Genomic DNA, 15,961 nt, shown 5'->3' with positions numbered 1-15,961 from the left:
CAATATCCCCTACTGATTGTTAGTTGAACGAATCGGCATGTTAGTCCGTTTACTCCCACTCAAAACTACTGTTTCTCTTCATGTTTTGAAGTGGAAGACTTCCGAACGGTTGCTCCGGGATAAAGGACATCATCTTTCATCTGTCATGCCCTTTGTGTTTGCAGGTATCGTTCCTAGGGAAAATAAATAATAACGATTGAAAGGAGATTGAGTCTAAATGCAAAACAAATATACTGAACTATTTATTAATGGAAAATGGACGACAGGGTCTTCTGGTAAAAAAGTTGAAAATCACAACCCTTACAATGGTGAATCCTTAGGAACTATTCAATCAGCGAATCCTGAAGATCTTAATCAAGCATATGAAGCTGCTGCTGCCTACCAGCCAAAATGGGAGGCAATGATGCCAGCTAAAAAGCAGGAATATTTGCTTCAATTAATCGAGACGATAAAAGATAATAAGGCACATATTGTGGAATGGCTTATCAAAGAAGCAGGAAGCAGTAAAGTAAAAGCAGAAGTTGAGATTCAGTCAGCGATCCAAATCATCCGTGAATCAGCTTCCTTCCCAACAAGAATACAAGGCACCACCGGGAACTCCAATACAGAAGGAAAAGAAAATTACACTTTCCGTTCGGCCAAAGGAGTCATTGGAGTAATAGGGCCTTGGAATTTCCCATTCCATCTCGCAATGCGAACAATCGCACCTGCACTGGCAACAGGGAATACCGTTGTAGTAAAACCAGCTTCAGATACACCCGTAACATCCGGTCTGTTAATTGCTGATTTACTACAGGAAGCAGGCTTCCCGGATGGAGTCATTCATGTAGTAGCTGGACGTGGATCTGAGATCGGAGATGAGTTTATCGAGCATCCAGTTCCTAAGCTCATCTCATTCACAGGTTCTACAGAGGTAGGCAAACACATTGCACAGCTTGCAAGTAAGCACCTAAAAGAAACCTCTCTTGAGCTTGGAGGAAATAATGTAATGCTCGTTCTGAAAGATGCAGATATTGAGAAAGCCGCCGAAGCTGCCGTTTTCGGGTCTTTCCTTCATCAGGGACAAATTTGTCTATCTCTGAACCGCATCATAATTGATGATAGTATCTATGATGAATTTGTAAAAACATTCACCAAGACTGCAGACAAACTGAAAGCCGGAGATCCTTCTCAAGATGATGTGTTAATTGGCCCTATCATTAACGAAGGGCAAGTCAAGCATATACAAGAACTTGTGGAGAAAACAATTGATGAAGGCGCGAAACTTCATACAGAATATAAAATAGAAGGAAATGTTATCCACCCAATTATTTTCTCGGAAGTGACGAACGATATGCCTGTTGCAAAAGAGGAAGTATTTGGACCTGTAGCTTCCCTTCTTCGTGCATCAGATGAAGAAACGGCAATTAAGATTACCAATGATTCTCCATATGGATTAAGTGGGTCTATCTTTACAAATGATCGCTACCGTGGCATGCAAGTTGCCAAACGTATCGAATCTGGCATGGTTCATATTAATGATATGCCAGTCAATGACGAATCTCATATGCCATTTGGCGGTGAAAAACAATCAGGTATCGGGCGTTTTAATGGTGAATGGATTATGGATGAATTTACAACCACTCAATGGATTAGTGTACAAGCAGAAAATCGAGAGTATCCATTTTAGTTAATAAGATTTCGTTATAGAACAAAAAATCCCAAGATACTAGTTATGTATCTTGGGATTTTCTTTGTTTAAGTTATAAGCACCTGTATAGGTATTATCTGTTTTCATTTACATACTGACGCATATGATCTTTTATGCCAGCTAAGTAAATTGATGAAGGATCATCTTCCTTCTCTAGTTCTACAGTAGAGCCATCAGTTGGAAGTGTGTTATTAAACCATGACTCATATTCCGCAACTGATATTTCTTTTCTGGAATCAAGTATTTCTTTATGTCTAACAGGTTGCAGCGCATCTTTGAAGCCAGGTTGCAAAATACCAGTAAAGAATTCACCCACTGCACCAGATCCATAGCTAAACAATCCAATTCTTGCTCCCTCTTGTAAATTCTCTTGTTTTTCCAAAAGGGATAAGAGACTAAGGTAGAGCGATCCAGTATAAATATTGCCAATCCGTTTATTATACGTTTTACCAGCTTCATTGTTTTCTAGTAGTCTCTTCTGTGTTGCTTCATCTGTTTCTGGTAGAAGTGGTTTTAATGCTTTCTGTCCCATCTTCGTATATGGTAGGTGGAAACAAATCGCTTCGAAATCAGAGAATGAAGCGCCTGTTTTTGCTTTATATTGCTCCCAAACCTTAGCAAAAAATTCAATATATTGTTCATTTGATAGTTTACCATCAACGAGTGCTTTATCCGTATAAGTAGGGCGCCAAAAATCCATTACATCACTTGTGTGATAAGCACTTTTCTCCTCAAGTTCCAATATCTTCGGGTCAGCGCTAATTAACATGGCAACTGCACCTGCGCCTTGGGTAGCTTCTCCACCAGTTCGAAGTCCATATCTGGCAATATCTGATGCTAGTACTAATACTTTGCTTTCCGGATTCAAAGCAATATGCCCTTTAGCCATCTGGATGGCTGCAGTTGCTGCATAACAAGCTTGTTTCATTTCAACACTACGCGCTTCTGGATTGATCCCAAGTAAATCATGCACATAAACAGCAGCTGCTTTTGAACTGTCGATACCTGTTTCTGTACCAAAAATAACAAAGTCGATCTTTTGTTTGTCCGCTTCATCAAGAATTTCGGAGGCAGCATTGGCTGCAAGTGTTACCGTATCCTGGGTCATTGGAGCAAAAGCCATTTCTTCTTGTCCAATGCCAATCGTGAACTTAGCAGGTTCTACTTCTCTTGCAGTTGCTAGTTTATTCATATCTACGTATAAATGTGGTGCATAAAAGCCGATTTTATCAATACCTATTTTCAATGTCCTGCTCCTTTACTTCTAAATTTCCACTGTTGCACAAGTGATGAATTTCACAAATGCTAAGCCTTTTAAGTTTAATGCAATATAAGATTAATAATATACTTTTTTTTATTCAAAAACAATTCATGCGGATAGAGTATTCATTTAACATTCCAACAAATCTTTAATTGGAGTTGTTAGAAAACAACCCTTTATCAAACAAATTATTTTTTCTAGTCCGCACCTGGACACTGAACACAAGTCCGATGGCTGCCATATTAGTTAATAAAGCACTACCTCCATAACTTAGATAAGGCAGAGCAAGCCCTGTTATTGGCATTAGTCCTATAGTCATTCCAATGTTTTGAAATACTTGAAAAGCAATCAAGGCTATAATACCTATTCCTATGTATGCCCCAAAAAGGTTCTTTGCATTTAGAGTTGCTAGCACTATGCGATAAATAAGAAAGAAATAAAGAAACACTAAAATACTTGCTCCAATGAAGCCAAATTCTTCACCAATAACTGCAAATATAAAGTCTGTATGAGCCTCAGGCACCTTTCCACTTTGTACTTGTACCCCCTGATTATAACCACTTCCAGTTAACTGACCAGATCCTATCCCCATCCTTGCCTGTTTTAGCTGATACCCTGAGTTGGAAGGAAATTGTTCAGGATCCAACCAACCATAAATTCTGGATAGCTGATGGGGTTTAAAAATTTGCATTAATAATTCTGGCGCAATCAAATATAGAACTGCAATTAAACAAACTGCAGCGACAACTCCAATAAGTATGAGTAAAACCATTTTACTAGAAATAACGGATACAAACACCATGGTAGTGGCCGTCATTGCTACCATGATGGCAGAACCTAAATCTGGTTGTAATAAAATTAAAACAAAAGGTATAAGTGTTACCATCCCAATTTTTAATATGACAGGTATACTCTTTTTAAAAGAGAGCCTATTGCTACCAACATTATTTAAAATGGTAGCGATGTATAGAACAAGGGAAAACTTTAAAAACTCCGAGGGTTGCAATTCAAAGAAACCTAAGTTAATCCATCGCTGTGAACCGTTTTTTAAAACACCAAAAAAATGTACATAAATGAGTAAAAGGACACTAAATAAATATAAATAAAAACTCCACCGTTTTAATAGGTCATAGTCAAATAGCGCAAAGGCAGCTAGCACAGCAAAACCTAATATATACCAAAATACTTGTCGTTTTAGAAAATAAAAGGAATCAGCGGATTCATATTGCCCGGAACCACTATAAACTGCTATTAAACTATATAGGAAGAAACAAATTATAATAAATAATAATGTATAATCTATTACATGTTTTGTCGATTTCATAATAGGTCATACCTTACCCTTGTTTAGACAACATGCTCATAGATAACTGAACAGCGATAGCATCATCAATATAACCAATCGGGAAAAGATAGTCGGGTATTAAATCAACTGTCAAAACAAAGTACAACAGAGCTCCGCCCATTACGAGCTGATGCTTTATCGTTACATTCCCAGAAGTAAACTGATCATACATTTTTTCTAATTGTTGAATAAACGGCCCTGCAGCTCCGATACTCTTTATCTTACTTTTAAATTTCTCTCTTATAGTATCCTGTCCCTCTTCTGTTATTGCGTGTTGTCTGTGATTTTTCAATTGCTTTTCCAGAAGATCAATGGAAAAATCAGAATGAACTGTTTCGGATGTCTCAATAACTTGGAGTAGATGTTGGATATGCTTTTCTACTTTTTCCTCATTATTATTCGAAATAGAATTATCTGCATAACCAGCAGCCCTTAAAAGCTCCTTTATTGGCATATTTAAGGCTTCAGCAAATGCCCTTAAATGATGAATGTTAGCTTTCCTCTTACCATTAATAATCCTAGATATACTAGAAGTTTCTATATTGGTCATTTCACTAAATTTACGCATCGTAAGACCATTTATCTGTAATTGCTTTTTTAGAAATCCACCAAATTCCGTAGTCATTAATGTGTTCACCTACCCATTTTATCTTGATTGTCTCATCTATATCGCAATTTACAACATCGTTGACATTTTGTCAATCTATTGATCAAGCATTTAATTTTACAAGAATTTATTGTTTTGACATTTTGTCAACATTATCATATAGTTTACATACATTAATACAAGGAGTGTCATTTACATGGGGAGATTAAAGAAGAGATCAAAAAGAAAAAGAAGAATAAAGTTATTTTTTCTTACTTTTGTTTTATTAGTAGGAGTTGTTATTACATACAGTATCATCCAATTTAATCAAGGTTTATCTGCAGCAAAAAAAGAAAACACATCTAGTACTACATCCAACCACCAAGATTTCACAGGAGAAGAAGTAAAGTTTGGGGAGATAAAGGTACTCTTAATTGGATCAGACGCAAGAGAAGGAGAACAAGGTCGTTCAGACACCTTAATGATTGGTTATTACAACCAAAATACGCATGACGTAAAATTAGTATCTTTAATGCGCGATATATATGTTGACATACCTGGATACGGAATGAATAAGTTAAATGCTGCCTATTCTTTTGGTGGACCTGAGTTACTTAGACAAACAATCAAACAAAACTTTGATACCGACATTAACTACTATGCCACCGTCGACTTTAATGGTTTCCCTAAAATAATAGATTTGATAGTCCCAGACGGTCTAAATATAGATGTAGCGAAAAGAATGTCAAAGAATATTGGAATGACGCTAGAAAAAGGAGAACAAACATTACACGGCGAGGAACTTTTAGGCTATGTACGTTTTCGCAAAGACAGTGAAAGTGATTTCGGCAGGGTTAGACGTCAACAGGAAGTACTATCGAAATTAAAAGATGAGGCTATTTCAATAAATAGCATAGTTAATCTACCAAAAACAATGGGCGTAGCAACAGGATATGTTGATACAAATATAAGTAATAATACCTTATTTTCAATTGGAAAAGGATTACTGACTTCAAACCAAGATGTCGAGACATTGAGACTTCCTGTTGATGGATCTTTTACAAACCAACGTGTGAATGTTGGGGCTGTATTAGATATAGATCTTGATCAAAATAAGCAAGCTTTAAAAGACTTTTTCTCAAAAGAGGGAAATTTAGCTCAAGAGTAGCCTTCTATGATCCCCTCTAATTTATAAGTTAATAGTAATCAAGTTTTGAAGTCGTTGGGTAATAGAAGTTATCTGTTTTAAAAAACAATAAACGGAAGAGGAAGCACAACATGCTTTCCTCCACCAACAGCGAATTTAAAAAAATTAAAAGGTACTATTTCCCGTGCGCTACAGGAAATAGTACGCCAAAAGTACGTTCGGAAACTAGGATATATTCACCGAAAATTTTCTCTTATTAAAATCCTTTTGTTTCATCCTCTTACAAGTTCTCGTAACAGAAAAGTCATATGGTTTTTAATCAATAACTACCTTTCGTTTCGTTACGTATTGTCCCTATACCTTCAATGGTGCACTCTACCATTATATTTTCCCCGACCATTTCTGCACCGACAGGACTTCCCGTTAAGATGACGTCTCCTGGCTGTAATGTCATCACATGAGATAAATAACGGATCATCTCTTCAATGGTGACAATCATCAAACGTGTTGGACTACTTTGCTTCCTCACACCATTGACTTTCGCTTCAATTCGAACCTTATCTAAGTCAAGGTTGGTTTCTACTACTGGACCGATCGGGGTAAATGTATCAAAGGCTTTTCCAATGGTCCAGTGGCCATCCGGATGAAACATGTCCGGTGCTGTAACATCGTTTGCGATTGTATAACCAAATACATATGGTTCCACAGGTTCTTCTGGTAGTAGTTGTTTAATCTCTTTTCCAACAACAACAGCCAATTCTGCCTCAAATTTCACATTTTCAACCTGCTCTGGTATGACAATGTTTTCACCAGTGCCAATTACGGAAGATACTGGCTTAAAAAAGAATACTGGATGTTGTACAGATTCTCTAGGTAATTCTTCTTCACTTGCTACATAATTCGCCCCAATACCTATAATTTGATTGGGTATTAGTGGTGCAAGTAGTTTCACTTCACTAAGTTGGTGAACCATATTTGTTTTCGTCCAGTTGCTGAAGAGGTCCCCAGAGATTTGGAGGATTCTGTCGTTTTCCAAAACCCCCTGAAACACTTGATTTTTATCTGTGTATCTAACAAATTTCACATTTTCACCCTCTATTTCACCATCACATATTTTCTGCTTTTTTTGCTCTCCGTCCCTCATGCAAAATAGGTTCTGTATAGCCATTTGACTGCTTTTTCCCTTCGAAGACAAGCTTACATGCGGTCTGGAAGGCAATTGAATTTACTTCGTTATTTGCCATGGGCTCGTAGAATGCATCCAACTGATTCTGTTGATCAACCACTTTCGCCATATTTTTGAAAGCATCGTAGACCTGTCCCTTCGTGCAAACTCCATGGTGCAGCCAGTTTGCGATGTGTTGACTGGAAATTCGCAGAGTAGCACGGTCCTCCATTAAACCAATATTGTGAATGTCAGGGACTTTTGAACAACCAATTCCATGATTAACCCAACGAACGACATACCCAAGTATTCCTTGAACATTATTGTTTAATTCCTGTTCTATATCTTCTTCAGTAATTGATGTATTCTTCATTATGGGAATCTTTAAAAGCCTGTCACGATACGAAGACACCTCATTTTTTGATAGCTGCTGCTGAATCTTGTGAACATCTACTTGATGATAGTGAAGAGCATGTAGTGTTGCAGCTGTAGGTGAAGGAACCCATGCTGTTGTTGCGCCAGCTTGTGGATGCAATACCTTTTCCTCGAGCATTGCTTTCATACGTTCAGGTGCCGCCCACATGCCCTTTCCAATCTGCGCTGTTTTTTGAAACCCACTTGACAGGGCGGCCGAGACATTTGAAGCCTCATAGGCTTGGATCCATTCTGTATGCTTCATGTCATTCTTTCTTTGAACCGGACCAACAAGCATTGACGTATGAATCTCATCGCCAGTACGATCCAAAAAACCTGTATTTACAAACACAATACGCTCTTTTACTTGCTCCATACACGCTTTTAAGTTAAGGGAAGTCCTTCTTTCCTCATCCATCACACCAATTTTAATCGTATGCCGTTTTAGGCCAAGTAAATCTTCTACTCGGTTAAACAATGTATTGCTAAATGCCACTTCCTTAGGGCCATGCATCTTTGGTTTAACAATATAGATAGATCCTGTTTTAGAATTGACATACTTCCCTCTTCCTTTCAACGAGTGGAGGCTAATAAGGCTGGTTACGACGGTATCCAGTATACCTTCAAACAGAGGATTACCAGCTTCATCTAATATCGCGTCGGTTGTCATCAAATGTCCAACATTCCGAATAAACAATAAAGATCTTCCCCTAAGAGTAAACCTATCATCATTTAAACCGGTATATTCTCTATCACCTTGTAAACATCGTTTAAACATACTGCCATTCTTCTTAAAGGAAGCAGTTAAATTGCCTTTCATGAGTCCAAGCCAGTTACGATAGACATCCAGCTTATCCTCTGCGTCAACTGCTGCAACTGAGTCTTCACAGTCAATTATGGTCGTGAGTGCAGCTTCAAATATAATATCCTTAACATATGCCTTATCCTGACTGCCAATTGGATCCTTCTTGTCACGCACCAATTCAATATGAAGCCCATGATGTCTAAATAGAATGGAAGTGGGATTATCTTTTTCTCCACGAAAGCCACGGAATAAAGAGAGTTCTTCTAATGTAGTACTCCTTCCATCTTCAAGTGTGAAAACCAGTCCTCCTTCCCCGATGAAATACCCATTTACATTGTGATGACTTCCTTTTACCAATGGGAGAAATTGATCTAAAAGGCTTCGCCCGAAAGCGACTACCTTTTCTCCTCGTTTAGGGTTATAACTCGAACCTTTTTCAGCTCCATCTGTTTCTGGTATTACGTCCGTCCCATACAAAGCATCATATAGACTTCCCCATCGAGCATTGGCAGCATTAATGGCATAGCGTGCGTTGTTTACAGGAACAACTAGTTGGGGCCCTGCAATAGTTATCTCATCATCCACATTATCAGTGGTAATATTCACTGTTTCAGGTTCCTTTTCTAAGTATCCGATTGCTTCAAGAAACTGCTTATATTGCTTTTGATTAAACGTAGGATTTGCAACATGCCAGTCATTAATTGCTGTCTGTAATTGTTTTCTTTTCTTAAGTAACTCCTCATTTTCAGGCGTCAGCTCACTCACTAGGCAAGAAAAGTCGTTCCAAAATTTGTTTTGATTAAGATCGAAATCGATTAAGACCTCTTCTTGCAGAAAGTGATATAACCCTTCTTCCACTTGTAATGTACCTATTTTTTTGTATGTTGTCATTTCTATCAGCCTCTCATGTAAGTGCTAAATTGTTTCTTTTACTGAAATTGCTCGCATTGGCTGATATGGGCTCATGTCCAGTTCTATTAGTCCATCCATCATTAATTCTGCTGCCAATGTACCAACATAAGGACCCATCGTTAATCCAGAGGCCCCCAATCCGTTCGCCATGTATAATCCGGCAATGGCGTCAACAGCTCCTACTAATGGGAGAATATCTGGTCCCATCGGTCGAAAACCAATACGTACTTCTTTTAGTGTTCCAGCATTCAAACCAGGTGCAACATCTAAAGCGGCGCCCAATACTTCGTGCACACCTCCAGCTGTTAATCTATAATCGAATCCAGACCCGGTTTCTCTTGTGGCACCGGCCACAACACGAGAATCATCAAACGCCAACATGTAATGGCTAGTTTGCGGTAACACAACTGGCCAATCTGACGTATCCTGTTCAGGTAGATTGATATGGGCAATTTGTCCACGCTGTGGTTCCATCGCCAGTTCCAGTCCCAGTGGCTTTAATAATTCTGGTGCCCATGCTCCTGCTGTGATAAGTACTTTATCAGCATTAATGGTTTCACCATTTACGCTGACACCCGTTATCTTTTTCTCGGACATATGGAGTATTGCCTCTCCTTCAATTAAACGTGCACCGTGTTTTTGAGAAGCCCGTTTTAGCGCATCTCGTAAATAGCCACCATCTATACGAGCAGCGCCAGGGACATAGACAGCTTCCAAATCATCAGCAAGGGCTGGAAACATTGCTTGTGCTTGTGTTGCATCTAATCTTTGGATTTCACCTGCTTCAGGAGCTTCTTCTTGTTTCTTTCTAACTCGTTTCTCTACAACGTCCAGTTTGGCGGGATCTGAGCTAACACTAAGCGCACCGACTTTTTTATAACCTGTTTCTGTCTCCCCATCTTGTTCTAACTGTTCAATGAGGTCTGGATAGAACCTGGCACCACGTTTCGCAATTTGGTACCAATCTGGATCATCTACACGGGATATCCACGGACAGACGATGCCAGCCCCCGCAGAAGTTGCCTTCCCCTCCTCAATTCGGTCTATCATCACAACCTCTACTCCACTTTTGGCAAGATGATAAGCTGCACTTGATCCAACAATTCCGGTTCCAACAACGATTATTTTCATAATTTCTTTTCCTCCTTTTTTATGCATGCAATGGATAATGACAAGCTACAAGATGTCCTTCTTCATTTGCTTTCAATTCCGGTTTTTGCCCTTTACATTTTTCTGTTGCAAATGGGCAGCGCGAGTAAAAACTACATCCTTTTGGCAGGTTGCGCTGATCCGGCAAATCCTTTTCGAGGATTACCTGCTCGGATACTTCTCTTAAGGAAGGGTCTGGAATTGGAACCGCTGAAATAAGCCCTTGGGTGTAGGGATGCCGTGTATTTGCAAATAGACTTTCTTTATCAGCCATTTCCACGATTTCTCCCATATACATCACAGCAATCCTGTCGCTGATATATTTCACAGCAGGTATGCCATGTCCAATAAATATTAAAGTTAGCTGCAGCTTTTCCTTAAGTTCTAATAAAAGATTCAGTATTTGTGCCTGAATCGAAACATCCAAAGCAGAAACGGGTTCGTCACAAACAATTAATTTGGGTTTTAAAGCAATAGCCCGAGCGATACCAATTCGTTGTCTTTGACCACCACTAAACTGATGGGGGAAACGATTTGCCTGAGAGTGATCGAGCCCTACAAGATTGAGAAGCTCATAAACTCTCTGCTGCAATTCTTTACCGACTGCCGCTTTATGGGTTCGCAATGGTTCGGCAATAATATCAAATACCCTCATCCTTGGATTTAAGGAAGAGAAAGGATCTTGAAAAATCATTTGAACCTCTTTCCGCATTTTTTGCAGCTGTGTTGACGTCATGTTTAGTACATCTTGCCCTTCAAAAAAGATGCTGCCTTTGGTGGGTTCAATTAGTCTAAGAATAGTGTTTCCCATTGTAGATTTACCACAGCCAGATTCCCCGACAATTCCGAGTGTTTCTCCCTTTTTCAGTGATAGATTCACTCCATTCACTGCCTTGACACTTTCCTTTGGCTTCCCAAATAGATTAGTAGATACAACAAAGTGCTTTGAAAGTTCCTTTACCTCAAGTAAGGGAGCTTTCATTAAACTTTGTTTCTTTTGCACCTGTTGGGTCATACATTCACCACTTCCTTTTCCTGATGTAGCCAGCAACGGACGGAAGATCCATCGGTAGAAGCAACTAGATTTGGTGATAGTTCTCGACACTTATCCATTGCAAACGGACATCGATCTTGGAAATTACAACCTGATGGTAGCTGATCTGGCGTTGGTACGTTTCCTTCAATAGATTGCAGTTTTTCCTTGAGTTGATGAATTTTTGGTGTACTGTTCAATAAACCTTTTGTGTAAGGATGCTTGGGATTTTCAAATAAACTATATACGTCATTTTCTTCGACAATCTCTCCACCATACATAACAACAACTCTGTCCACCATTTCTGCAATAACACCTAAGTCATGTGTTATTAAAATAATTGAGGTATTAAGCTCATTACTTAGATTTTTCATTAGCTTTAATATCTGCTTTTGAATGGTCACATCTAGTGCTGTAGTCGGTTCATCAGCAATCAAAAGTTCCGGGTTGCACGAAAGCGCCATAGCAATCATTACACGCTGGCGCATTCCACCACTAAGCAAGTGAGGAAAGGCATGATACTGGCGTTCTGGATTTGCCATTCCTACTTTGCGTAAAAGAGAGATACTTCGTTGCTTTGCTTCCTTCTTATCTACATCTTGATGGAGGCGAATTGCCTCGGAGATTTGATGACCAATCGTGAAAACAGGGTTTAGCGAAGTCAATGGTTCTTGAAAAATCATTGAAATTTTATTACCCCGTATTTTACGTATTTCCTTTTCGGAGAATGTGGTTAAGTCCTTTTCGTGAAACCTTATCTCACCTTCCACAATCTTTCCTGGTTTATTAATAAGTTGAAGAATAGATAAGGATGTGACACTCTTCCCACATCCTGATTCTCCAACAATCCCAATGACCTCCCCTTTTTTGACCGAAAAGGATACACCGTTCACAGAAGGAATCACACCATTTTCCGTGAAAAAATGCGTATGCAAATTTTTAACTTCCAATAGATTCTCTGTCATACTAAGCTCCTCCTTTTTTACTGAAATAGTTTCGGGGATCAAGCACATCTCGTAACCAGTCACCGAGGAAAATAATGCCCAGTACTGTAATTGTGATAGCAATCCCAGGGAAAGTCGCTATCCACCAATTGGTAGCTAAATAATTCCGCCCATCAGTAAGCATAGCTCCCCATGATACGTCAGGTGGCTGAATCCCTAATCCAAGAAAGCTTAGTGAGGCTTCAAGTATAATTGTAGTCGCTACGCTTAATGCGGAAATAACGATAAAGGAAGAAATGATGTTGGGCACAATATGTTTCCTGATTATCGTAGTATCTTTTGTTCCAATGGAGTAAGAGGCACGTACAAAGTCTCTCTCCTTCACACTCAGTACTTCACTTCTTACTACTCGGGCATAAGAAACCCAATTGGTTAAACCAATGACGACAATCAGGGTCATAATACTTGGCTCAAAGACCGCCAATACAACGAGAATAAACAGAATACTTGGTATGGCAAGAAAGGAATCTACAATTCTCATTAGAATAGTATCTACCCACTTTCCGTAATACCCTGCAGCTAGCCCCACAAGTAAACCAATGATTCCTGCCAGTACTACGGAAAATATCCCCACTAATAATGAAACCCTAGTTCCAACAATAATTCTGCTTAAAATATCCCTTCCAAGGTTATCCGTTCCAAGCAAGTATGCGGCTGACCCGCCATCCATCCAAAATGGGGGTGCCAGCATATCCGATAAATTATTTTCTACAGGATCGTGTGGTACTAGAAGGTCTGCAAAAATGGCTACCAACACGACGGATAATACAATGATAAAACCAACAGTTCCTGTTTTACTTTGCCAGAGGAGATGACACCATCGTTTAAACCCACCAGTGGCTTTATCTTTTCGCACTGCTTGACCAATTGTCCCTACTGTTTTTGCTTCGGCATTTCCTTGCATGATGCCACCTCCTATGAATAATTGATTCTTGGGTCCAATAATCTATAAATTAAGTCCGTAATTAGATTTACAACGATAACAAGCAGTGCGATGACAAATACCGCTGCCTGGACAACTGCCATATCCCTCCCATTTACTGCTTGGACAAGCAACAAGCCAATTCCCGGCCAAGAAAACACACTTTCGGTTATGAGGGCCCCGCTAACAAGATGTGAAACTTGCAAACCCATGATCGTGACTACAGGGATCAAAGAATTACGAAATGCATGTTTATAAACTAATATATTACTAGAAACTCCCTTACTTCTTGCAGTTCTGATATAGTCCTGGTTAAGAATTTCCAGCATATTGGATCGAATAAGCCTTGTCATTTCAGCTGCAATGCCCGTTCCTAGAGTAATCGCGGGGAGAATCATATGTACGATCGTCCCTCTTCCAGAAACAGGAAATACTTGAATATTTACTGCAAACAACAAAATTAAGAGAATACCTAACCAAAAGTTTGGCATTGCTTTTCCTAAGACAGATCCACCTGTAATAAACAAATCTACTAATGAATTCTGTTTACGCGCTGAGTAAATTCCTAATGGCACCGCCATTAGCGTTGCAACGACCATGGAAGCGGCAGCAAGCTCGAACGTTGCTGGCAATCTTTCTAATACCAATGGAAGTGCAGCTTGGTTATAACGAAAAGAGGTACCAAAATTCCCTTGAACTAGATCTCCCACAAAGCGAAAGTACTGAATATAGAATGGGTCAGTCAACCCAAGAGCCGCTCGCATAGCCTCTCGATCACTTTCCGAAGCATCTTCTGGTAACATTAAGGCAACGGGGTCCCCTGCCATATAAACAAGCACAAATACTACAAACGAGATAATAAATAAGACAGGGATGATCTGTAGTAGTCGTTTCACAAGATACTTCTTCATATCGAGTCTCCTTTGTTGGGAGCCAACGTTTTCCAGATGGCTCCCCTGTTATTATTTTTTCGTAAGATCATCAAAGCGGATTGCTTCATCCAACCTTGGTGTAAACGTAATGTTTTCACTCACCCCATAATTCACGGCGTTTTGGTAAAGGAAAATATGTGGTCGCTCTTCCGCAACAATTTCCTGAATTAACTGATACTGTTCTGTACGTTCTTCCTCATCCAGGTTTTGGCCAGCCGCGTTAAATAGTCCTTCAACTTCTCCATTTTTATAGTCCGTCTGACCAGCTGCTCGCTCCTCTGTATAGTGAACCAAGGAATAAGATGCATCAAGCAATCCATCCGCTAGACCAATCATGATTAGTTCTTCGTTAGACTTTGAATTGTATTCATCTAAAAACGCACTTGATTCAAGTAACTTCAATTCGGCATTAATCCCTGCTTCACTTAGCATACTTACAATTAGTTGTGCTACTTCACTATCCAATGGATAGCGGCCTCTGGAGGAAGTAAACGTGATATCAATGCCGTCTGGGTGTCCAGCTTCTGCAAGCAATTCTTTTGCTCTTTCCACATCATAAACCCGGGTATTTGTTAAATCAGGATTTGTTCCAAATACTCCTTCTGGAACTCTGGTTCGAACCGGGACTCCTGTACCCTGAAGAACTGAATCCACAATTGCTTGCTGGTCGATGGCAAGATCAATCGCTTCCCTAACTTTTGGATCAGAGGTTACATACCCTTCCGTTGTGCGGACCATTAAAAGACTTACTCTGGTTGTTTCACCATTTATCAAATCAACTCCTGATTCTGATTCCACGCGTTCCCATTCGTTCGGTGGGATATCTGTTGCAATATCAACACCACCCGTCAGTAATTCTCCAACTCTGGTAGAACTTTCTGGAATAGCACGTACTTCAACTTTCTCCCATTTAGGCTTATCGCCATAATAATCTTCAAACGGTACCAGTGTTACGCGATCATCACGAATCCATTCTGCAAACTGATAAGGCCCTGACCCAATTGGTTTCTCTTGAAATCCTTCTATTCCTACTTCCTCAAAATAAGCTTTTGGAAGTATATCGGACCCACTTTTCGCAAGAAGGTTGAGTAGAGTAGGCATTGGTCCCTCTGTGATAATTTGCACTGTTTGTTCATCTTTTACGTTTACTTCCTTCAATTGTTTAAAGTATGGATATTCCTTTAACGTTTCATCAGTCATAACGCGCTCCAGACTAAATTTTACATCTTCCGCCGTAACTGTCTCTCCATCATGAAAAGTTGCTTTTTTTAAAGTAAACTCCCAAGTTTCATCGTCGATCTGCTCATACGTGTCCACAAGGTCCTCTTGCAATGCCAGTTCGTTATCCCACATAAATAATCGGCTAAACATATTTCGATGGACCCGGTCCCCTGTAGTGCTTAAAGAATTTTGTGGATCAATTGATGGAATGTCTGCTGCTTGTGCTAATACGAGGGTGTTGCTTTCTTCCTCGCTTCCTCCAGCTGTTTCTCCTTCATTACTACAGCCTGCAAACACCAAGAGAACTAAAATCAATAAGCCTATGCTAAACAAATTTACTTTTTTCATTTCCATCCCCCTATTTTGATTATTCAG

At 39.5% G+C, this 15,961-nt stretch carries 13 protein-coding genes; 2 read left to right on the top strand and 11 right to left on the bottom strand.

Going from position 1 to position 15,961, the window contains the following annotated elements:
* The first annotated feature begins 217 nt into the window (after nt 1-217).
* A complete protein-coding gene (locus tag BN985_RS16410; protein ID WP_042224788.1) occupies nt 218-1,669 on the top strand; it encodes an aldehyde dehydrogenase family protein in 1,452 nt (483 codons plus the stop codon).
* A 94-nt stretch (nt 1,670-1,763) separates the two neighbouring features.
* Here the strand turns inward: BN985_RS16410 and BN985_RS16405 are convergent, their stop codons facing one another.
* From BN985_RS16405 to BN985_RS16395, 3 genes are all read right to left on the bottom strand, one after another.
* On the bottom strand, nt 1,764-2,936 hold the full coding sequence (locus tag BN985_RS16405) for a hydroxymethylglutaryl-CoA synthase (RefSeq protein WP_042224787.1): 1,173 nt from the start codon (nt 2,934-2,936) through the stop codon (nt 1,764-1,766).
* A 163-nt stretch (nt 2,937-3,099) separates the two neighbouring features.
* Entirely contained in the window at nt 3,100-4,275 is a 1,176-nt protein-coding gene (gene rodA / locus BN985_RS16400; protein ID WP_042224785.1) for a rod shape-determining protein RodA, read from the bottom strand.
* A gap of 13 nt (nt 4,276-4,288) precedes the next feature.
* Nucleotides 4,289-4,921: a DUF1232 domain-containing protein gene (locus tag BN985_RS16395; protein ID WP_042224783.1), complete on the bottom strand. Its 633-nt coding sequence runs from the start codon at nt 4,919-4,921 to the stop codon at nt 4,289-4,291.
* 178 nt (nt 4,922-5,099) lie between these two features.
* On the opposite strand from BN985_RS16395, the gene BN985_RS16390 reads away from it, so the two are divergent.
* Nucleotides 5,100-6,050, top strand: coding sequence for an LCP family protein (locus BN985_RS16390; protein ID WP_042224781.1), 951 nt, complete (start codon nt 5,100-5,102; stop codon nt 6,048-6,050).
* Nucleotides 6,051-6,348: 298 nt separating this feature from the next.
* Here BN985_RS16390 and BN985_RS16385 read toward each other — a convergent pair whose 3' ends face one another.
* Genes BN985_RS16385 through BN985_RS16350 form a run of 8 tightly spaced genes read right to left on the bottom strand, consistent with a single transcriptional unit; the run spans nt 6,349 to nt 15,934 of the window.
* Nucleotides 6,349-7,113, bottom strand: coding sequence for a fumarylacetoacetate hydrolase family protein (locus tag BN985_RS16385; RefSeq protein ID WP_042224933.1), 765 nt, complete (start codon nt 7,111-7,113; stop codon nt 6,349-6,351).
* Nucleotides 7,114-7,135: 22 nt separating this feature from the next.
* Nucleotides 7,136-9,304 (bottom strand): malate synthase G, encoded by a 2,169-nt coding sequence (locus BN985_RS16380; RefSeq protein WP_042224779.1) that lies wholly within the window; start codon nt 9,302-9,304, stop codon nt 7,136-7,138.
* 24 nt (nt 9,305-9,328) lie between these two features.
* Nucleotides 9,329-10,456, bottom strand: coding sequence for an NAD(P)/FAD-dependent oxidoreductase (locus BN985_RS16375; RefSeq protein WP_042224932.1), 1,128 nt, complete (start codon nt 10,454-10,456; stop codon nt 9,329-9,331).
* Between the two features lie 19 nt (nt 10,457-10,475).
* A complete protein-coding gene (locus tag BN985_RS16370) occupies nt 10,476-11,489 on the bottom strand; it encodes an ABC transporter ATP-binding protein (RefSeq protein ID WP_042224778.1) in 1,014 nt (337 codons plus the stop codon).
* A complete protein-coding gene (locus BN985_RS16365; protein WP_042224777.1) occupies nt 11,486-12,472 on the bottom strand; it encodes an ABC transporter ATP-binding protein in 987 nt (328 codons plus the stop codon). The genes BN985_RS16370 and BN985_RS16365 overlap by 4 nt, the downstream gene beginning before the upstream one ends.
* Before the next feature lies 1 nt (nt 12,473).
* A complete protein-coding gene (locus tag BN985_RS16360; RefSeq protein WP_042224776.1) occupies nt 12,474-13,415 on the bottom strand; it encodes an ABC transporter permease in 942 nt (313 codons plus the stop codon).
* An 11-nt stretch (nt 13,416-13,426) separates the two neighbouring features.
* Nucleotides 13,427-14,344: an ABC transporter permease gene (locus BN985_RS16355; RefSeq protein ID WP_042224774.1), complete on the bottom strand. Its 918-nt coding sequence runs from the start codon at nt 14,342-14,344 to the stop codon at nt 13,427-13,429.
* A gap of 51 nt (nt 14,345-14,395) precedes the next feature.
* Nucleotides 14,396-15,934 (bottom strand): ABC transporter substrate-binding protein, encoded by a 1,539-nt coding sequence (locus BN985_RS16350; protein WP_042224773.1) that lies wholly within the window; start codon nt 15,932-15,934, stop codon nt 14,396-14,398.
* Between the last annotated feature and the right edge of the window lie 27 nt (nt 15,935-15,961).

Origin of the sequence: Oceanobacillus manasiensis, from assembly GCF_000724085.1 — a bacterium.
GTDB lineage: Bacteria > Bacillota > Bacilli > Bacillales > Amphibacillaceae > Oceanobacillus_B > Oceanobacillus_B manasiensis.
This window is presented reverse-complemented; position numbering and strand designations above follow the sequence as displayed.